Annotated in this window: 20 protein-coding genes and 1 other RNA gene; 19 read left to right on the top strand and 2 right to left on the bottom strand. The window is 65.2% G+C overall.

Annotated elements, in window-relative coordinates:
• The first annotated feature begins 47 nt into the window (after positions 1-47).
• From WA237_RS14545 to WA237_RS14495, 11 genes are all read left to right on the top strand, one after another.
• Complete coding sequence (locus tag WA237_RS14545; protein WP_336098516.1) at positions 48-1,148, top strand: mandelate racemase/muconate lactonizing enzyme family protein; 1,101 nt, start codon at positions 48-50, stop codon at positions 1,146-1,148.
• 73 nt (positions 1,149-1,221) lie between these two features.
• Positions 1,222-1,530 (top strand): DUF805 domain-containing protein, encoded by a 309-nt coding sequence (locus WA237_RS14540; protein ID WP_336098513.1) that lies wholly within the window; start codon positions 1,222-1,224, stop codon positions 1,528-1,530.
• A 117-nt stretch (positions 1,531-1,647) separates the two neighbouring features.
• Positions 1,648-2,097: a DUF805 domain-containing protein gene (locus WA237_RS14535; RefSeq protein ID WP_336098512.1), complete on the top strand. Its 450-nt coding sequence runs from the start codon at positions 1,648-1,650 to the stop codon at positions 2,095-2,097.
• Positions 2,098-2,185: 88 nt separating this feature from the next.
• On the top strand, positions 2,186-2,857 hold the full coding sequence (locus WA237_RS14530) for a hypothetical protein (RefSeq protein WP_336098511.1): 672 nt from the start codon (positions 2,186-2,188) through the stop codon (positions 2,855-2,857).
• Entirely contained in the window at positions 2,850-4,172 is a 1,323-nt protein-coding gene (locus WA237_RS14525; protein ID WP_336098510.1) for a hypothetical protein, read from the top strand. The genes WA237_RS14530 and WA237_RS14525 overlap by 8 nt, the downstream gene beginning before the upstream one ends.
• Entirely contained in the window at positions 4,141-5,097 is a 957-nt protein-coding gene (locus WA237_RS14520; RefSeq protein ID WP_009814504.1) for an AAA family ATPase, read from the top strand. Before WA237_RS14525 ends, WA237_RS14520 begins: the two co-directional genes overlap by 32 nt.
• Entirely contained in the window at positions 5,098-6,411 is a 1,314-nt protein-coding gene (locus tag WA237_RS14515) for a DUF58 domain-containing protein (protein ID WP_336098507.1), read from the top strand.
• Positions 6,408-7,457, top strand: coding sequence for a stage II sporulation protein M (locus WA237_RS14510; protein ID WP_336098505.1), 1,050 nt, complete (start codon positions 6,408-6,410; stop codon positions 7,455-7,457). The genes WA237_RS14515 and WA237_RS14510 overlap by 4 nt, the downstream gene beginning before the upstream one ends.
• Positions 7,454-8,497, top strand: a complete 1,044-nt coding sequence (locus WA237_RS14505; protein WP_336098503.1) for an RDD family protein — start codon at positions 7,454-7,456, stop codon at positions 8,495-8,497. The genes WA237_RS14510 and WA237_RS14505 overlap by 4 nt, the downstream gene beginning before the upstream one ends.
• A 96-nt stretch (positions 8,498-8,593) precedes the next feature.
• Positions 8,594-9,967 (top strand): L-serine ammonia-lyase, encoded by a 1,374-nt coding sequence (locus tag WA237_RS14500; protein WP_216016294.1) that lies wholly within the window; start codon positions 8,594-8,596, stop codon positions 9,965-9,967.
• The gene (locus tag WA237_RS14495) at positions 9,967-10,896 is read left to right on the top strand and encodes a DMT family transporter (protein ID WP_336098502.1); all 930 of its coding nucleotides are present in this window, start codon (positions 9,967-9,969) and stop codon (positions 10,894-10,896) included. The genes WA237_RS14500 and WA237_RS14495 overlap by 1 nt, the downstream gene beginning before the upstream one ends.
• Before the next feature lie 30 nt (positions 10,897-10,926).
• Here WA237_RS14495 and WA237_RS14490 read toward each other — a convergent pair whose 3' ends face one another.
• Positions 10,927-11,577, bottom strand: a complete 651-nt coding sequence (locus WA237_RS14490) for a thiamine diphosphokinase (protein ID WP_336098500.1) — start codon at positions 11,575-11,577, stop codon at positions 10,927-10,929.
• Positions 11,578-11,739: 162 nt separating this feature from the next.
• Here WA237_RS14490 and WA237_RS14485 point away from each other — a divergent pair, with 162 nt between their 5' ends.
• The 8 genes from WA237_RS14485 (at position 11,740) to WA237_RS14450 (ending at position 19,157) form a co-directional block, all read left to right on the top strand.
• Positions 11,740-13,860 carry a hypothetical protein gene (locus WA237_RS14485; protein ID WP_336098499.1) on the top strand — a complete coding sequence of 707 codons (2,121 nt, stop codon included), beginning with the start codon at positions 11,740-11,742 and terminating at the stop codon, positions 13,858-13,860.
• Positions 13,861-13,920: 60 nt separating this feature from the next.
• Positions 13,921-14,271, top strand: a transfer-messenger RNA (tmRNA) gene (gene ssrA, locus WA237_RS14480).
• A gap of 162 nt (positions 14,272-14,433) precedes the next feature.
• A complete protein-coding gene (locus WA237_RS14475; RefSeq protein WP_336098498.1) occupies positions 14,434-15,303 on the top strand; it encodes a chromate resistance protein ChrB domain-containing protein in 870 nt (289 codons plus the stop codon).
• Positions 15,300-16,541, top strand: a complete 1,242-nt coding sequence (gene chrA, locus WA237_RS14470; protein WP_336098496.1) for a chromate efflux transporter — start codon at positions 15,300-15,302, stop codon at positions 16,539-16,541. Before WA237_RS14475 ends, chrA begins: the two co-directional genes overlap by 4 nt.
• A gap of 84 nt (positions 16,542-16,625) precedes the next feature.
• On the top strand, positions 16,626-17,132 hold the full coding sequence (locus tag WA237_RS14465) for an SspB family protein (protein ID WP_336098495.1): 507 nt from the start codon (positions 16,626-16,628) through the stop codon (positions 17,130-17,132).
• Between the two features lie 89 nt (positions 17,133-17,221).
• A complete protein-coding gene (gene fumC, locus WA237_RS14460) occupies positions 17,222-18,613 on the top strand; it encodes a class II fumarate hydratase (RefSeq protein ID WP_009814493.1) in 1,392 nt (463 codons plus the stop codon).
• Positions 18,610-18,870, top strand: a complete 261-nt coding sequence (locus WA237_RS14455) for a DUF4169 family protein (RefSeq protein ID WP_336098494.1) — start codon at positions 18,610-18,612, stop codon at positions 18,868-18,870. The genes fumC and WA237_RS14455 overlap by 4 nt, the downstream gene beginning before the upstream one ends.
• Positions 18,867-19,157 carry a ribbon-helix-helix domain-containing protein gene (locus tag WA237_RS14450; RefSeq protein WP_009814491.1) on the top strand — a complete coding sequence of 97 codons (291 nt, stop codon included), beginning with the start codon at positions 18,867-18,869 and terminating at the stop codon, positions 19,155-19,157. Before WA237_RS14455 ends, WA237_RS14450 begins: the two co-directional genes overlap by 4 nt.
• Here WA237_RS14450 and WA237_RS14445 read toward each other — a convergent pair.
• Positions 19,091-19,942, bottom strand: coding sequence for a GGDEF domain-containing protein (locus tag WA237_RS14445; protein WP_336098492.1), 852 nt, complete (start codon positions 19,940-19,942; stop codon positions 19,091-19,093). The two genes, WA237_RS14450 and WA237_RS14445, sit on opposite strands and share 67 nt — an antisense overlap.
• Positions 19,943-19,993: the final 51 nt, after the last annotated feature.

Below are 19,993 nucleotides of genomic sequence, written 5' to 3'. Positions count from 1 at the left end.
CCAAATCGACCGCAAGATCGACCACGAGACTGACAGGGACCGCCGCCATGAAACTCACCGCCATCGAAACCTTCACCAATGAATTTGTGGGCTTTGTCCGGGTCACCGCTGAGGATGGCGCACAGGGCTGGGGGCAGGTCTCGACCTATCATTCCGACATCACCTGCGAGGTCCTGCACCGGCAGGTGGCCCCTTGGATGCTTGGTCAGGACTGCAGCGATCTCGACGATCTGCTCGATCTTGTCACCGAGCGCGAACACAAGTTTCCCGGCTCCTACCTGCGCCGCGCCATGGCCGGGGTCGACACCGCGATCTGGGATCTGCGCGGCAAACAGGCGGGCAAACCGGTGGCCGAACTTCTCGGCGGCTCGGCCGGCACGATCCGCGCCTATGCCAGCTCGATGAAGCGCGACATCACCCCCCGCGACGAGGCCGAGCGCATGAAGCGGCTGCGCGACGCCCATGGGTTCGACGCCTTCAAGGTGCGCGCCGGGGCTGAGGTTGGCCGGGGCCGCGATGAATGGCCGGGCCGCACCGAAGAGATCGTGCCGACCATGCGCCGCGAGATGGGCGACAGTGCCGCGCTGCTCATCGACGCCAACAGCTGCTATGCACCAGCGCAGGCGATTGAGCTTGGTAAGCTCTTGCAGGATCACGGGTTTTCCCATTTTGAAGAGCCCTGCCCCTATTGGGAGCTGGAGCAGACCAAAGAGGTCAGCGAGGCCCTCGACATCGATGTGACGGGGGGCGAGCAGGATTGCGACCTGACGACATGGCGGCGGATGATCGACATGCGCGCGGTCGATGTGGTGCAGCCCGACATCCTCTATCTCGGCGGCATCTGCCGGACGCTGCGGGTGGCGCGGATGGCCGAGGCGGCAGCGCTTCCGGTGACACCGCATTGCGCCAACCTGTCGCTGGTGACGCTCTTCACCATGCATCTGCTGCGCGCCATTCCCAATGCCGGGAAATATCTCGAGTTTTCCATCGAGGGCGAGGATTACTACCCGTGGCAGGACGGGCTTTTCGTCGAAGACCCCTACCGGATCGAAGACGGCCATGCCCGCGTCACCGAGGCCCCCGGCTGGGGTGTCGAGATCTGCCCCGAGTGGCTCGCGCGGTCGGCCTACAAGGTGAGCCGCGCCTGACAAGAACCGCTTGCACCTGCGAAATTGGCTGGCTACGGTCGCATCAGTTTTGTTTGAGTGAGTGCATAGCGACATGGGTTTCGTCGAAGCAGTCAAGACCTGCTATGGGCCTAAATACGCCCGGTTCAGCGGCCGCGCCGCACGGTCTGAATATTGGTATTTCATGCTTTCACACGTCTTGGTCTTGCTATGCTGGCTTGGCCTGGCGGTCGCCCTGTTCCTCCCCGCATTGGACAGGGTGCTTCCTCAATTTTTCGACGTTGCGGTGAGCCTCGCCATGCTTGCCATCTTCATTGTCACCATTCTCAAAGGCACCGAGGGCCGGAACCGCTTTGGCCCCGATCCGCTCGCGACCCGCGCTAGGGAAGAGATATTTGCATGAAGGTGACAATTCCGACCCAGCTAGAAATTAGCACGCCCCGCCACGCGCGCCCAGCTTGATCGGCGCTCCCCTCCCCCCTAGCATTCCAACCATAAACCTTAGAAAGGGACAGAAACCATGGGTTTTAAAGAAGCAATTTGCACAGTTCTCAAGGAAAAATACGCCACGTTTCAGGGCCGCGCGTCGCGGTCGGAATTCTGGTATTTCATGCTGTTTACCACGCTGGTGGGGATCGCCTGCGTCGGCCTCGGCTTTGCCACCGGCGGCATGGACCTTCTGGAAGGTCGTAACGCCTCGGCCCTGCCGATGATCTTCTTCGGTCTTTACGGCCTGTTCTATCTGGCAATCCTGATCCCGACCATCGCCGTCACCGTGCGCCGCCTGCATGACCGCAACATGTCGGGCTGGTGGTATCTCGGCTTTATCGTCGGCGGGATGATCCCCTTTGTGGGGCCGCTCATCTCGATTGCCATGATCGTGATCCTGGCGCTCAAAGGCACCGATGGCGACAATAAATTCGGCCCCGATCCGCTGCGCGGCGCGGCCAATTCCGACGTCTTCGCCTGATTTCATGAGGTCATTGCGCCTCCTTTGCCCCGCGCTTTTTCTGTGCGGGGCACTTCTCTCTGCGGGGCTTGCCTCTGCCAGAGAACCCTTGGCCCTGCCCGAAGATGCGCGCGCGGCCACGGCACCGCGAGGCGAGACGGCAGAGCGCTATCTCGAGGCGGCGCGCGCCCAGCGTCTCGAGACGCGGGCCGAATATGTGTCCGATCTGGGCAGCCTTACCCTGACCGGCGACACCCGCCGGATCGAGCCTGTCCGCCGCCGCGATCCGGGCGTCAAGCTCGAAGGTGGCACCGGCACGATCATCGTCGTTCTGGTGCTGCTGGCGCTGCTGTTGCTCTTTCTGCGCTTTGGCGGCACCGGCACGATCTTGTCGCGCGCGCCCAAGGAGAAGGACGGCAAAACCATCGACGCCCCCGAGAGCTGGAAAATCGACGCCGACGAGGCCGCCACCGATCAGCAGAGCCTGCTTGCCCAGCTCCGTGCCATGCCCGACCGGCGGGCGGCGCTGGTGCGGCTCTTGCGCCATGTGCTGCTGGCGGCGGGCACCGCTTGCGAGACGCGCTTTGCCCGCTCGGACACCGAACGCGAGGCCTTTGCCCGGCTGCCCGGCGACTGGAAATATCGCGGCACTTTGGCCGATATCCTCAAAGCGGCCGAGCTGGCCCATTACGGCGGCCGCGAGGTCAGCGATGACGGGTTTGAGGAGGCCCTGAGCCAAGGCGCGACCATTCTGCGGCTCGGAGAGATGCGTCATGGGTAACAAGGGTCCCATGGTGGTGGTGGCAGGGCTGATCCTCGCCGGTCTCGCGGGGCTCTTCTTGCTGCGCGGCGGCGAGGAGGGCGGCTATATCGACCGGTCTGTCATCGGGCTACACGGGCTGATCCCGGTCTATGAGGCCGACAATCTGCCGGTCCGCGCCTCGAACCGGCGGCTGCATCCCAATCGCGAGGACCTGTCGTTCCGGCTGCTGCCGCTCTATGACATCGACCTCGACAAGCCTCCCCAGCGTCCGACCACCAAGGATGAGCTGTTTCATCAACAGACCCAGAAGGACATGGAACGCTTTGCCTTCGAGACCAAGCTCATCGAGCTGCCAACGGTGATCGTCTTGCCGAAATGGCGCACCGGATTTGTCGAGACCGGCATCGCGCATGACCTCACGCTGATCCGCTCCGGCAATCTGTCGCGGCTGTTGCGGCAGATCGGGCTGAAAGACGCGCGGATCAACCGGGCCGGGCCGGAGTTTCTGCGCGGGACGCTCTTTGGGGCCGATGTCGCGCTCTTTCAGGCGCAAAGCCTGCCGCGCGACGTCCTGCCCGAACACTGCCGGCCCGAGGCGGCGCTCGGCGAGAGCGTCTTTGTCCTGAGCTGTGATCTGCCCGAGCCAGAGCATGCCACATGGATCGTCACCGACCCCGATCTTCTGAACAATCACGGGCTTGGCCTTGGCGACAACGCGCGTTTTGCCACCGCCCTCGCCCGCCGGGTCGGCGGCGAGATCACCCGCGACATCTATGTCGACACCAGCCCGGACCTGCTCACCGAATATGAGGCCACCGACGTAGAGCGGCGCGACTATGAGCGCACCGCCGATGATTTCGGCCGGATGTTCGACTATCCGTTCAACGTGCTCTGGGCGATGCTGGCGCTGGTGATTGCGGTGGTCTATTGGCGCGGCACCCGGCGTTTCGGCCCGGTGCGGCCGCTGGACGACCCGGGTGACGGCCACGGGATCTCGCGCGAGGCGTCGATTGCCGCCAAGGCGCGGCTGCTGCGTCTGTCGGGTCACGACGGGCATCTGGTATCGGATTTCGTGCAGGCTCAGCTTGTCGACATCACCCGTCAGGTCTTTGGCCCCGATCAGGGGGCGGCCGGGCAAGAGCGGCTCTTTGCCCATCTCGCCCGGCAGGACCCGACCCTCGCCCGCGAGTTCGAAGCGACGGCGCGCGCGCTCGTCTCCGAGGCCCCGTCTTTGCCGCAGGCCGAGATCTACCGGCTGCTCGGCACGTATAAATTGCTCTTGAAACAGGTTGTGGAACGCTATGGATCTCTCCGAATTTCAACAAATCACTGACGATATCCGCACCGAGGTGGGCCAGGTGGTTCAGGGGCAAGAGCCGCTGATCGACATGCTGCTGACCTCGGTCTTTGCGCGCGGGCACTGCCTTCTCGAAGGGCCGCCGGGCACCGCCAAGACGCTTCTGGCGCGCTGTCTGGCGCAGGTCATCTCGCTCGATTTCGGGCGGGTGCAATTCACCCCCGACCTGATGCCGGGCGATGTGCTCGGCGTGAACCTCTATGATTTCCAGAGCGGCAGTTTCCGCCTCACCAAAGGGCCGGTCTTTACCGACATCCTGCTCGCCGATGAGATCAACCGCGCCCCGCCCAAGACGCAATCGGCGCTGTTGCAGGCGATGAACGAACGCGAAGTGACCATCGACGGCACCAACTATCCGCTCGGCGGCGAGTTCTTCGTGATCGCCACCCAGAACCCCATCGAACAGCACGGCACCTATCCGCTGCCCGAGGCCCAGCTCGACCGGTTCTTGTTCAAGCTTCTGGTGGATTTCCCCGACCGCGACGCCGAAATCTCGATCCTGTCGCGCCATGCCGCCCTGCCGGTCGAGACCGACAAGGGCCGGACCGAGCTGCGCCGCGTGCTCGACCGCGACACGCTTCTCGCGGGGCGGGCGCTGGTCGACAGCATCCGGCTCGACGAGACGATCCTCACCTATATCGTCGATCTGGTCCGCGCCACGCGCACCGATGCCGAGGTGCTGCACGGGGCCTCGACCCGCGCAGCCGACGCGCTGGCCGGGGCGGTGCGGGCGCGCGCGGCGCTCGACGGGCGCGACTATGCGCTGCCCGATGATGTGCAGGCGCTGATCACGCCGGTGTTGCGGCACCGGGTGGTGCTCGGCCCCACCGCCGAGATCGAAGGCCGCACCTCCGACGATGTGTTGCAGACCATCGTCAACCGCCTGGACGCGCCGCGCTAGATGCGCCCGTCGCGTCGCCTTGTTGCGCTGACACTGGCGCTGGCCGCGATCACGGTGCTGGTCACCGTGCTCTTGCCGGATGCGAGCCTGGCGCTGCTCCTGTTGTGGGGCGGGCTGGCGCTCGTGGGCTGTGCCGATCTCATCCTGTCGGTGGCAAGCCGCAGTCTCACGCTCGAGGCGCTGCTGCCCGCGCAGGGCTATAACGGGGTCGAGACCTGGCTGCGCGGCACGCTTTCGCGCAAATCCGGGCCGCTGCCGCGTGTCATTGCCGCACGCCTTGGCCGGAGCCCCGGGCTGGTGGCGCAGGACACGGTCGATCTCAGCCCCTCGGAGGGCGCGGGCGAGATCACCTTTGACATCGGTCTGCGCCCGGTCGAACGCGGTACCCAGCGCGTCGACGACATCACGCTGTGCTATGGCTCGCGCTTTGGGCTCTTCGAGATCCTGCCGCGCTGGCCGCTCGATCTCGAAATCAAGATCCAGCCCAACCTTCAGCCGATCCTCTCGGGCGAGATCCAGACCCAGATGCTGCCGCTGCTCGACGGGCTCAAGACCACGACGCTCAAGGGCGAAGGGTCCGAATTTCATCAGCTGCGCGACTATATGCCCGGCATGGACCCGCGCAGCATCGATTGGAAACGCTCGGCCCGGATGAACGCGATGGTCGCCCGCGAGACCCGCGCCGAACGCAATCACCAGATCATGATCTGCGTCGATCACGGCCATCTCATGGCGCAAAAGCTCGACACGCTCTCCAAGCTCGACCATGCGATCAACGCCGCCCTGGCGATGACCTGGGCCGGGGTTCTGGGCGGCGACAATGTAGGGTTTTATACCTTCGGGGCGCGCCCCGGTCAGGTGGTGCCGCCGCGCGCCGGGCGCAACGCCTTTGGCCGCATTCGCGCGGTGACCGCCGATCTCCGCGAAAGCCACTCCGAGAGCAACCACACCCTCGCCCTCACCCATCTCCACGGGCTGCTGTCGCGGCGCTCGCTGGTCATCATCTTTTCCGATTTCGTCGACAGCACCAGCGCCGAGCTGCTGATCGAAAACCTCGCGGTGATGACGCGCCAGCATCTCGTGCTCTATGTCGCGCTGCGCGACCGCGAGCTTGACGCGCTGGCCCATCCCGAGGATCTCTCGATGGACAGCGTGGCGCGCGCCATCTCGGCGAGCCAGCTGCGGCAGGAACGGGCGCGGGTGCTCGACCGTCTGCGCCGTCTCGGCGTGCTCTGCCTCGACAGCGATCCGCAATCGCTCACCCCCGAGCTCATCTCGCGCTATATGGATATCAAATCGCAGGGGCTGATATGACCGACACCCATGCCACGCCGTCCCCTGTCAGCGACGCCATCCGCTCGGCCCGGTTCCGCAAGGAGCGCGAGACGAGCTGGAAACGGCTCGATGCGCTGGTGGTCGAGGCCGAGAAACGCGGCGTCCGCAACATGAGCTATCAGGACACGCTCGCCCTGCCGAGCCTCTATCGGCAGGCGATGAATTCGCTGAGCGTGGCGCGCGCCATCTCGCTCGATCAGGCGCTGCTCGCCTATCTCGAGGCGCTCTGCGCGCGGGCCTATCTGGTGATCTACGCGCCGCAGGAAAGCGTCCGCGACGCGCTCGTCAAGCTCTTCACCCAGTACATCCCGCAGGCGGTGCGCAATTCGGCGCTGGCGCTCGCGATCGGCTTTCTCGCCATGGCGCTGGGCGCCTTCACCGGCTACATGCTGTTTTTCGACGACCCGTCCTGGTTCTACAGCTTCGTCCCGTCGGGCCTGTCGGACGGGCGCACGCCCGAGGCCTCGGCCAGCTATCTGCGCAGCACGCTCTTCGACGACAATCCCAGGGCGCATGAAATGCTCGGGGCCTTTGCCGCCCAGCTCTTTTCGCACAACACCCAGATCGCCATCCTGATCTTTGCGCTGGGCATTTTCGTCAGCCTGCCGAGCTTTGCCCTGACCTTCTACAACGGTCTGGTGCTGGGCGCGTTCTTTGCCATGTTTGCCAAGGCCGGGCTCGGCTATGAGCTCTTTGGCTGGCTGTCGATCCACGGGGTGACAGAGCTTTCGGCGATCTGCATCGCCTGTGCCGGTGGCGCACAGCTTGGCCTCGCGGTGCTGATGCCCGGTCAGCTCACCCGCCGCGCCGCGCTGCGCGCCCGGGGCCGCGATGCGGTCTGCCTGGTCATCCTCGCCGCGCTCATGCTCATCGCCGCCGCCTTTATCGAAGGCTTCTTGCGCCAGACCGTGCAATCGACCGAGCTGCGCCTCGCCATCGGCTGGGGCATCGGGCTTGGCTGGCTGGCGTGGCTGATGCTGGCGGGCCGGTCGGGTGACGGCAGCGGCACAGGTGGCCCGGCATGAGCACCAACAGCGCGCAAACCGGGGCCGCCCAGTCCCAGAGCCCCCAGTCTCAGGCCACACAATCCCAGACCGCACAGGCCCAAACCAATACGACCGAGCCCGCCCCGGTGCGCGGCACGACGGTCAACAAATCCCAAGGCGGCCGGCGGCTCGAGAATTACCTGCCGCCCGAAGGCGTCCCCATCGCCTTCGACATCTCTGGCGGCGGCGCGCGGCTTGGCGCGCAGCTCCTCGACATCCTGATCACCTTCGGCGGTGTCATCCTTCTTCTGTTTTTGCTGCTCTGGAGCAATCTCCTCGGCTGGAGCGCCTTTCTCATCCTGCTGTCGCTGCTCTTTTTCTTTGTGCGCGTGCCCTATTACGTGCTGTCCGAACTGGTCTGGAATGGCCGCACCCTGGGCAAGCGCCTCGTCAAGATCCGGGTGATCAGCGCCGATGGCACGCGGCTCAGCCCCTATCAGATCACCGCCCGCAACCTGATGAAAGAGATCGAGGTCTTTACGCCGATCGCGATGATCTTCAGCGTCCCCGACAAACCCGGCTACGCCACCGCTCTCCTCATGCTCTGGGTGGTCGTGGTGCTCTTGGTGCCGTTCTTCAACAAACGCCGTCAGCGGCTTGGCGACATGATCGCCGGAACGCTGGTGGTGGACCAGCCGCTGACGCTGCTCCTGCCCGATCTCGCGCAGACCGCGACGGAAACCCGCGCCAAGCCGCGCTATCTCTTTGACCCGAGCCACCTCGGCATCTATGGCCGGTTCGAGCTGCAGACGCTGGAGCAGATCCTGCGCAGCCCGCCGCAATCGCCGGAACAGCGCAACAATGTCTCTTCGGTGACCAAGACCATCCTGACCAAGATCGACTATCCCGAAACGGTCAATCCGAACGATCAATGGCGGTTCCTGACCGATTTCTACACGGCCCAGCGGGAATTTCTCGAAAGCCGTCAGCTCTTTGGCGATGCGCGCGAGAACAAATTCCACGATGTCGCCAAAACCGCCAAGACTGGCGCAGACGCAAGGTTCACGCCGCCGAAATAAGTGGAGAGTGGCCCAAAGCGCAATTGACGATTCTCACCCCGATGCCGCCTGCCCCGCGCGGACGGGCCACGCGGTGAGAGCAAAAGAGGTGTCCCGATGTTTCTCTCGGTGTTCGATATGTTCAAAGTGGGCGTAGGCCCGTCCTCGTCGCACACGATGGGGCCGATGGTCGCCGCCGCCCGGTTTCTGGACAAGATGCGCGCCGCGCCCTTTGCCCCCGCAGGCGTCAAAGGCTCGTTGCATGGCAGCCTCGCCTTCACCGGCGTCGGCCATGCCACCGACCGCGCCACGATCCTTGGGCTCGCGGGCTTTCTGCCCGAGAGTTATGACCATGAAAAGGCCGAGGAAACCCTCGCCCAGATCCGCGAGACCCAGACGCTGCGCCCCGAGGGCCTGCCCGAGCTGCGCTTTCACCCCAAGGACGATCTCATCTTTGATTTCGGCCCCAATCTCGCCGGTCACGCCAATGGCATGATCCTGATGGCCACCGACGCGCAGGGCGACGTGATCCTGCAAGAGACCTATTATTCCATCGGCGGTGGCTTTGTGCTGACCGAGGACGAGCTCGCCCAAGGGCGCGACACCGATGATGGCGCGCCGGTCCCCTACCCGTTCAAATCCGCCGCCGAAATGCTCGAGATGGCGGAAACCTCGGGCAAGAGCATCGCCCAGATGAAACGCGCCAATGAAGAGGCGCGCGGCGGGGCCGAGAACCTGCGCACCGGGGTGGCCAAGATCTGGCAGGTGATGAGCGATTGCATCGACCGTGGCCTTGCCACCGACGGCATCCTGCCGGGCGGGCTGCAGGTGAAACGCCGCGCCAAGGGCATTCACGAGGCGCTCTTGGCCGAGCGCGGCACCAACCTCAGCGCGCCGCATAAGATCAACGACTGGATGAGCGTCTATGCCATGGCGGTGAACGAGGAAAACGCCGCCGGCGGTCAGGTCGTCACCGCGCCCACCAATGGCGCGGCCGGGGTCGTCCCTGCGGTCATCCGCTACTGGCTCGACCATGTGCCGGGGGCGAGCAGCGACCGCGTCGAGGATTTCCTGCTCACCGCCTCGGCGATTGGCGGGCTGGTCAAGTTCAACGCCTCCATCTCGGGTGCCGAAGCGGGCTGTCAGGCCGAAGTGGGCAGCGCCGCCGCCATGGGTGCGGCCGGTCTCGCCGCGGTGCTGGGCGGCACCCCGGAGCAGATCGAAAACGCCGCCGAGATCGCGCTCGAACATCACCTCGGCATGACCTGCGACCCGGTCAAAGGGCTGGTGCAGGTGCCTTGCATCGAACGCAACGGGCTTGGCGCGATCAAGGCCGTCTCGGCCGCGAGCCTCGCGCTGCGCGGCGATGGCACCCATCTGGTGCCGCTCGACGCCTGTATCGAAACCATGCGCCAGACCGGCGCGGATATGAGCGAGAAATACAAGGAAACCTCGCTCGGCGGTCTCGCCGTCAACGTGCCGAACTGCTGATGACCGACCGGCCCACCATTGCGGGGATGAGCGAGACGACGCTCGGCATCCTCTTCATGGTGGGGTTTTCCGTACTCGCGCCGGTGATGGACACCGCCGCCAAGCTGATCGGCGATCAGGTGGCGGTGGGTCAGGTGGCCGCCACCCGCTTTGTCTTTCAAAGCGCGCTGCTCTTGCCGCTCGCGGCCTGGATGGGCTGGCTGCACCGGCCCCGGCGCGGCGAAATGGGGCTGCATCTCATGCGCGCCGCGCTCTTGCTGGTGGCGACCTCGTGCTTTTTCTTCTCGCTGCGTTTCATGCCGGTGGCCGAGGCGATCTCGATCTTCTTTGTCGAGCCCTTCATCCTGACGCTTCTCGGCGCGTGGATGCTGGGCGAGCCGATCGGCCCGCGCCGCTATATCGCCTGTGCCGTGGGCTTTGCCGGGGCGCTCCTGATCATCCGGCCAACGTTTCAGGATGTCGGCCCGGTGGCGCTCTTGCCGCTGGTCACGGCCTTTCTCTTTGCCTTCTACATGATCCTCACCCGGCGCATGGCGACGCGAATGCATCCGATCACTTTACAGGCCTATACCGGCATTGCCGCGGTGCTCATCGCCATCCCGCTGCTGACTGCGTTCAACGGCTCGGGCCTGTCCGAGCTCGACCCCTCCTGGCCCGGCCCGCGCGAATTGTGGCTTCTGGCGGTGGTCGGTCTCATCGCCACGCTGAGCCATGTCTGCCTGAGCTTCGCGCTCTCGCTCGCGCCCGCCTCGACCATCGCACCGCTGCAATATCTCGAGATTGTCTCGGCCACGGTCATGGGGTTCTATGTCTTTGGGACGCTGCCCGATGGGCTTGCCATGGTGGGGATTGCGCTGATCGTCGGCTCAGGGCTTTTTGTCTTTCTGCGCGAACAGCATCTCGAACGCCGCCCACCGCCCGCGCCCTGATCTCGCCGCCCTGATCTTACCGCCCTGATCTCACCAATGCGACGCGCTGCGCCCCAGCGCCTCGATCACCCGGTCAAGACAGTCCGCCGGCAGGATCAGCAGCATCTTGGGCGCGGTAAAGCTCATCTCCACCGGCCCCAGCGCCCGGTTCGACGTGCCGATCACCCCATCGGGGTAAAAGCTCAGCCCGGCAATCGGCCATTCGAGCCCATCCGACACGCCCTCGACCGCCCCCAGCGGAAACAGCGAAACCACTGTCCCCGGCGCCAGATCGAGGACAATCGACGGCGGCGCGAGCAGCATGATACTGTCGCGGCTGGTCAGGATGACCCGCGCCTCTGCGTGGCGCACCAATGTGTTACAGGCCGCCAGCTGATGATCGAGCCGCGCGCCGAGAAACCCGACCCCAAGGATCAAGGGCGCCTCGATATGGCGCAGCGCCTTGTCGAAATCGGTGCTGTCCTGCTCGTCGATCCGATGGAGCCGCTCTTGCGGGATCTCGCGCCGCGCCCGCGCGGACAGGCTGTCGAAATCGCCGATGACCGCTTCCGGCATGATCCCCGCCGCCAGCGCCTTATCGGCACCGCCATCGGCTGCGACCACGCACTCGGCATGGGCCAGCGCCGCCGCGAGATCGCCCTGGTCCATATCCCCACCGCCGATCAGAGCGATTGGTGACAAGCTGGAAACAATCAAAGATACTACCCCGCATTATTGCCGATATTGGAAACAGAACACAAATTCGTCACGAAATGATACGCTCATGATCCTAGATTCGGGCCTCTTTCGACTGGCTCACCATGGTAAACCCTTCCGTTGTGGGCAACACAAAGCGAGCATAACATGGTCAGTACAAGCAAGATTTTAACGGTCTCCTACGGGACATTTTCCTGTACCCTTGAAGGGTTTGACGACAGTTTCGACACGATGAAGGCCATCGCGGAATATTTCCGTGATCTGGCCGCCGACGACCGTTATTTCGGGGCTGAACCGCCGACACCGGATGCCGAAATGCTGGCCCGTATCGCCGAGCGTGAAATCTCCCGCCGGGTCGAGGCCCGCGATGACGAGGGGCGCATTCACCTGCGCGCGGCCCAGGCCGAGCAGGCCGAGGCTGCGGCCCAACCGGCCCCCCAGCTGACCTCGCAAACCCCTTCTGCGCCTGCGGCTGAGCCCACTCCCGCGCCTGCTCCGGCGCCTGCCGCTGCGATGGAAACCCCCGCGCCGGTCGCCCCTATTGCGCCCGCGCCGGAACCTTTCACCGCCGCGCAGCCCACCCCCGAATACGAGGCCGAACCGGTCACTTCGACGCCGCGCGACATGGACCGCGCCGCCCCCGCCGAGGCCGAGAGCGTCGCCGACAAGCTGCGCCGCATCCGCGCCGTCGCCAGCCCGCAGAGCGTGGCCTTCGCCGAGACCTATAATGAGGACGAGCACGCGCAGGATTTCATGCAATCCGCCGCGCCCGAGGCCGAGGCCGAAGCCGCCCCCGAATCGGTGGCCCCCGCCGCCGAGCCCGTCGAAGAGATCTCTGACGCCTTCGCCGAAGACACTGCCGAAGAGACCGCAGACGACGCGGCCGAAGACCTCGCGGACGAGACCCCGGTCGACGTCACCGAGGATGTGCTCGCCGCGCTCGCCGCAGAGGACAGCGCCGAAAAGGCCGCTGAGCTCTATGACGACGAGGACGAAGACGAGGACGCGCTTTATAGCTCTGGCGCCGAGGCCGAGGACACGCTGGCGCAGCTGATGGCCGATGCCGCGTCTCAGGACGACATCACCGCCGCCGAAGTCAGTGCCGCCGAAGACAGCGCCAATGAGGACAGTGCCGAAGAGGACAGCGTCGAGCTTGGCGACAGCCTCGCCTCGCTTCTGGCCGACGATAAGGCCGAAGAGGCCACCGACGACGACGCCGAGACCTTGGAAGACGTGAGCCCCGTGCGCGTGGTCAAGGTCAAGCGCTCGGAGTTCGACAGCGTTTTCGAGGATGCCGAAGAGGTGGCGACCGACGAGACCGCCGAAGACAATGCCGCAGATAATGCCGAAGACAGCGCCGAAGCTCTCGACCCCGATGCCGAGGCCGAATTACTGCGCGAGCTCGCCGCGGTCGAGGCCGAATTCAACGGTCATGACGAGAGCGCCGATGCGCTGGCCATGGACGACTTGGACGATGATCTCGAGGATGATCTCGACGACGAGGACACGGCCGAGGCCGCCAGCGCAGAAGTCGAGGCCGCAGAAGACGAGGCAGAAGTCGTCCGCGAAAACGACATCGCCACCGCCCGTCCCTCGCGTCTCGCCGCCCAGGCCGACACCGCCGAAACCGACCGGATGTTCCGCGAAGCGGACACCCAGCTCGACGACAGCGAAGGCAGCAAGCGCCGCAGCGCGATCCAGCATCTGCGCGCCGCCGTCGCCGCCACCAAGGCCGAGAAAAGCGCCGGGATCGACATCACCCCGCGCACCGATGCCGCGCCCTATCACATGGATCTGGAGCAGGCCGTGCGCCCGCGCCGTCCCCGTGCCGATGGCGAAGCCCGCACCGACCGCCCCGAAGTCTCGCGCCCGGCGCCGCTGCGTCTCGTCGCCGAACAGCGCGTCGACACCCCGTCCGAGCCGGTGCGCCCGCGCCGCGTCTCGCAGGCCGAATTGGTGAGCGACACGCTCGACGGGCCCGTCCCCTCGACCGATGGCGGCTTTGCCGATTACGCCGAAAAGGTCGGGGCCGACAATCTGACCGAGCTGCTCGAAGCCGCCGCCGCCTATATCTCGGATGTGGAAGGCCGCGAACAATTCTCGCGCCCGATGCTGATGCACAAGCTGCGCGAAGTGGACGACAGCGGCTTCTCGCGCGAAGACGGGCTGCGCTCTTTTGGTCAGCTCCTGCGTCAGGGCAAGCTGCAAAAGGTCAAAGGCGGCCGCTTTACCGTGACCGATGTGACGGATTTCCGCCGCGCCGGCTGATCGCTCCCGCCGCAACAACGACAAATCCCCGGTGCCCGCGCCGGGGATTTTTTCTTGCGCCCCCTTTGCTTTGCCCGCGCCCGCGCCTATATTCATCCCTGTCCCCTCGGGGACTATGGACATAAACGCGCTCGTAATAAGCGGATCGGACCCGGGGGCGGTACCCGGCGTCTCCACCAACCATCCTTCATTTGGGGATCATGGGGACGAAATAGGATCGACGAACGTCTAAAGGGGTTAGCTTTGTCTCGGCGGGGTGCCACCGTATCGGCCCGAACAGTACAATTGCAAATGACAATCGTGCTCCGGTCGCAATGGCTGCGTAAGCAGTCGGAGTAACCGAAACTTAAGCCCTTGCCTCTAGCCAGGTAAGGCGGGGTTCGCAGGCACCTGGCAACAGAAGCCTGCACTTACCTCCCCCCATTCCCCCACTCCATTCGCACCCGGTCCTGCACCGGGATTGACAGCGCGCGCCGCGCCTTTCATTCTGCTCGGCATGGGGCCGCCGCGACTGCCCCGTGAGGCTTTGGCCCAAAGTCGCATCCACTGACCTTTCACAGAGGATGCTTTGTCATGCCCGCCCCCAATGAACTCACCCCAGCACAGCTCTCCCGCCTGATCGGCACCCCGGATTGCCCGCGGCTCATCGATCTCACCCTCGACGAGGATTTCGCCGAAGACCCCTATCTCATCCCCGGCGCCGAACGGCACAGCCACCGTGACCTGCCCGCCCTGACCCAGGATCTGCAAGGCCAGCGCGCCGTGCTCATCTGCCAAAAGGGCGCCAAGCTCAGCCAAGGCGCCGCCGCCTGGCTCGCGGGCGACGGGATCGACGCGATGTATCTGCAGGGCGGCAACCTCGGCTGGCGCGGCACGTCCGGCACGATCCGCCTGACCGCCGCCGCCCGGCCACCGCTGCACGATGGCGCGACGCTCTGGGTCACCCGGCACCGGCCCAAGATCGACCGCATCGCCTGCCCTTGGCTCATCCGCCGTTTTGTCGACCGACGCGCCCGATTTCTCTTTGTCGCCCCCGATCAGGTCGCGGAGGTCGCCGCCCGCTTTGACGCCACCCCGTTCGACATCGACGGCGTGCCGTTCAGCCACCAGGGCGAGGCCTGCAGCTTTGACACGATGCTCGATCTCTTCGGGCTGGGCTCCGAGCCGCTGCGCCGTCTCGCCCTCGTCATCCGCGCGGCGGACACCAATCGCCATGATCTGCACCCCGCCGCCGCCGGGTTGCTGGCGATCTCGGTGGGGCTCTCCCGGCAATATCGCAATGATCAGGATCAACTCACGGCGGGGCTGGCGCTCTATGATGCACTCTACCGCTGGGCCCGCGACGGCTATGACGAGGTCCATGACTGGCCCGGCACCGCCCCGGCACAGACCCAGACTCCGACCCAGTCGCCAACCCAGACCAAGGCCGGAGACCGCGCATGAGCCAGAGCTATTCCGACCTCTTGCGCAGCTTTGGCCGCATCGGTCTGCTATCCTTTGGCGGCCCGGCGGCCCAGATTTCCCTCATGCATGACGAGATCGTCACCCGCCGCGGCTGGATGAGCGAAGAGCGCTTTCTCGGCGCGCTCTCCTTTGCCATGCTGCTGCCCGGCCCCGAGGCGATGCAGCTCGCGACCTATTGCGGCTGGCGGCTGCGGGGCGTGCCCGGCGGGCTCATCGCCGGTGGGCTCTTCGTGCTGCCCGGCGCAGCGGTGATCCTGGTGCTGGCGCTGGCCTATGCGCAATTCGCCGATCTGAGCCTCGTGCAGGCCGGCTTTGCGGGCATCAAGGCGGCGGTGATCGTGATCGTGCTGCGCGCGCTCTGGAGCTTGGCGAAAAAGGCGCTGCGCCGCCGCGCCCATTGGCTCCTCGCGGCGCTGGCCTTTGTCGCCATGTACGCGGGCTCGGTGCCCTTTCCGCTGGTCATCGCGGTCGCGGCGCTGGCCGGGCTCGCCCTCGACCAAAGCCCCGCCCCGGCCGATCCCGTGCCGCATCCGGGCCATTCCCATCTGGCGCGCACGCTGCTGATCTGGGGGGCGCTCTGGGCCGCGCCTCTGGCGCTCGCCGCGGGTATGGGGGCGACGTTTCTCACCGAGATCGGGCTCTTCTTCAGCACGCTCGCCGTGGTCACTTTTGGCGGCGCCTATGCGGTGCTCGCCTATATGACGCAGACCGTGGTCGAAACCCATGGCTGGCTCGACACCGCCCAGATGATCGACGCGCTCGGCCTGGCCGAGACCACCCCCGGCCCGCTCATCCTCGTGACCGAATTCGTGGGCCTTCTCGCAGGCTGGCTGCAAGGCGGGCTGAGCCTCGCATTGCTCGCCGGTGGCATGACGCTCTGGGTCACTTTCGTGCCCTGTTTCCTGTGGATCTTCGCAGGCGCACCCTATGTCGACTGGCTCTTGTCGAAACCCCGGCTGCGCGGCGCGCTGGCGGGGATCTCGGCCGCCGTGGTCGGTGTGATTCTCAACCTCGGGCTCTGGTTCGCGCTGCATGTGCTCTTTGAGAGGGTGCATGATTCGCCCCTCGGCCCGCGCCCCGACTGGCCGAGCCTGTCGCTCACCGCGCTCGGGCTCACCCTCTTGTCAGCCCTGTTTCTACTGGTGCTGCGCCGGTCGATTCCCCTGACACTTGCCCTTACGTCACTTGCGGCGCTGACCCTGCACATTCTGGCCTGATCCACCTCTGCAGATATGCGCAACAGGGCTTTCGTTTCCGCCCGAATCCCGTATGCTTATGGGGCAACAACCTTGGGGCCATACATGTCGCGCATGATCGATTACGGGAAACTCATGCACGCTGCCATGCGGCGGCTCATTCAGGACGTGCTGATGGGCGTGCAAAAGGACGGGCTGCCCGGCGCGCATCACTTCTTCATCACCTTCGACACCACCCACCCCGAGGCGACCATGGCCGACTGGCTGCGCGATCGCTACCCGGCCGAGATGACCGTCGTCGTGCAGCACTGGTACGACAACCTCAACGTGACCGACGAAGGCTTTGGGATCACATTGAATTTCGGCGATGCGCCGGAAAATCTCTACATCCCCTATGACGCGATTCAGACCTTCGTCGACCCCTCCGTCGAATTCGGCCTGCGCTTTGAACAGCAAAGCGATGAGGACGACGAGGACGAGGATGACGACGATCTGCTCGAGGACGACGGATCGCTCGACGACGAGGACATGGAGGACGCCTCCGAGGACCGGCATGGCGACGCCCCCCGGACCGAGGCCGAAGTGGTCAGCCTCGACAGCTTCCGCAAGTGATCCATCCCGCTGTATGCCACGGCATACAGCGTTGATCTTTCCGCCCCAGACGCTATGACAGGCACAACCCAATCAGGAGTGTCCGACCCATGACCGCTACCCGTACCGAATCCGACAGTTTCGGCCCGCTCGAGGTGCCTGCCGACAAATACTGGGGCGCGCAGACCCAGCGCTCGATCATGAACTTCCCCATCGGCTGGGAAAAACAGCCCGTCGCCATCGTGCGCGCGCTGGGCGTGATCAAACAGGCCTGCGCGCAGGCCAACAAGGCGTCGGGTGCGCTGGATGCGAAACTGGCCGATGCGATCATCGCGGCGGCGGGCGAGGTGATCGACGGTCGGCTCGACGACAATTTCCCGCTGGTGGTCTGGCAGACCGGCTCGGGCACGCAATCCAACATGAACGCCAATGAGGTGATCGCCAACCGCGCCATCGAAATGCTCGGCGGCGAGATCGGCTCCAAGGATCCGGTGCATCCGAACGACCATTGCAACATGGGCCAATCGTCGAACGACACCTTCCCCACCGCGATGCATATCGCCACGGCGATGATGGTGCGCGATGTGTTCATGCCCGGCCTCACCCGCCTCGCCGAGGCGCTCGAGCGCAAATCGGAGGCCTTCAAGGACATCATCAAGATCGGCCGCACCCACACCCAGGACGCGACGCCGCTGACTTTGGGTCAGGAATTCTCGGGCTATGCCCATCAGATCCGCCAGGGCATCGCGCGGGTCGAGGCGGCCATGCCCGGCATTTATGAGCTGGCGCAGGGCGGCACCGCCGTCGGCACCGGGCTCAACACCACAAAGGGCTGGGGCGAAGAGGTTGCCGCCAATATGGCCGAGATCACCGGCCTGCCCTTCGTCACCGCCCCCAATAAATTCGAAGCCCTGGCCGCCCATGACGCGATGGTGTTCCTGTCGGGCGCGCTCGCGACCGTGGCGGGCAGTTGCTACAAGATCGCCAACGACATCCGTTTCCTCGGCTCCGGCCCGCGCTCCGGTCTGGGCGAACTGATCCTGCCGGAAAACGAACCCGGCTCGTCGATCATGCCCGGCAAGGTCAACCCGACCCAGGCCGAGGCGCTGACCCAGGTGGCGGCGCATGTGATGGGCAATGACGCGGCGATCAAGTTTGCCGGCTCGCAAGGGCATTTCGAGCTCAACGTCTACAACCCGATGATGGCCTATAACCTGCTGCAATCGATCCAGCTTCTGGGCGATGCCGCCGACAGCTTTACCGAGCGGATGCTCGACGGGATCGAGGCCAATGAGGCCCGCATCGACAAGCTGATGCGCGAATCGCTGATGCTGGTCACCGCGCTCGCGCCGACCATCGGCTATGACAATGCCACCAAGGTCGCCAAGACCGCGCATAAGAACGGCACCACCTTGCGCGAAGAGGCGGTCAAGCTCGGCTTTGTCGATGAAGAGACCTTTGATCGCGTGGTGCGCCCGCAGGACATGATCGGACCCAAATGAGCGACAAGCCGGTCAATCTGAACCGGGTCCGCAAGGACAAGGCGCGGGCCGCCAAAAAGGCCCGCGCCGAAGAAAACTCTCTCAAATTCGGGCGTAGCAAAGCCGAGATCAGCCTTGATCAGGCCCGCAAATCCCGCGCCGCGCAGATTCTCGACGCCCACCGCCGCGCCCCCGAGGCCAAGAGCGCCGATAAGAATGCCGGCAAGGGTGACGACAAGAGCGACGCGCCTTCGGATGAGATTGAGCGCGACCCATGACGGGCCGGCCGGTCAAACATTCGCTGACGCTCCGCGGTCACCGCACCAGCGTCTCCCTGGAGGCCCCTTTCTGGGAGGCTTTTCGGGCCATAGCCGCCGAACGTGGCATCCCGCTCAATCAGCTCGCCAATGAAATCGACGACGCCCGCGCCGCCAGCCTTGGCGCGGATGGCACCGACATGGGGCTCGCCTCGGCGATCCGGGTCTATGTGCTCGACCATTACCGCGCGGCGGCGGCTGATCCCGGTAAATCTCCCGGCAAATCGCCCGGCACATCTCCCGACTGATCCCCGAGCCGCCGCCCCGGCGCCTTCGCCCCCGACGCGCCGGAGAGACGCGGCGCGATACCGCCCGAGGGCCGCGACACCCCCGCCACGCCATCGATCTCCGCATCATAGGCGCAGACCCGGTTGCGCCCGGCCTCCTTGGCCCGATAGAGCGCCAGATCGGAGGCATGCAGCGCCCGGTCAATCGACGCCGCCTCCTCAGCCCGCGCCACGCCGAAACTCGCCGTGATATGCACCACATGCCCGTCGAGCACGAACTCCCGCGCCGCGACCCAGGAGCGCAGCCGCTCCGCCGTGGCGAGCGCCTCCGGCTCGGTCTCGGCGCGCAGCAGGATGATGAACTCTTCGCCGCCAAACCGCGCCACGATGTCATCCTCGCGGCAATTGCGCACGAGGCATTGGGCGAACTGGCGCAAGGCCGCATCCCCCGCCTGATGGCCATATTGGTCATTCACCCCTTTGAAATGGTCGATATCCGTCGCGATGAGCATCAAGGGCCAATTGCGCGCCTTGCCCACCTCCTCATAGAACCGCAGCCGCGAACAGGTCGCGGTGAGCGCATCGTGATTGACCGCATGTTCGAGCTGCGCGGTCAACCGCTCCACCGCCGCCATCTGCAGGCCGACAAAATAGGCAATCGGCATCGCCATGCTGATCGTGATCACCGTGCTGGTCACGAGGATCTGCCGCCACAGATCGGGCGGGTAGATCACCAGCTGCATCAGATGCACCCCGGTGAGCGCGCAGGCGGTGACGACCACCGCAAACAGGCGCACCTGTGCCATATTTTTCAACCGCAGCTGCATGCGACACCTTCCACTCTCCACCCACCACCC

Origin of the sequence: Roseovarius sp. CH_XMU1461 (assembly GCF_037027165.1) — a bacterium.
GTDB lineage: Bacteria > Pseudomonadota > Alphaproteobacteria > Rhodobacterales > Rhodobacteraceae > Roseovarius > Roseovarius nubinhibens.
The sequence above is the reverse complement of the archived record's forward strand: the minus strand, read 5'-3'. Positions and strand labels throughout refer to the sequence as shown.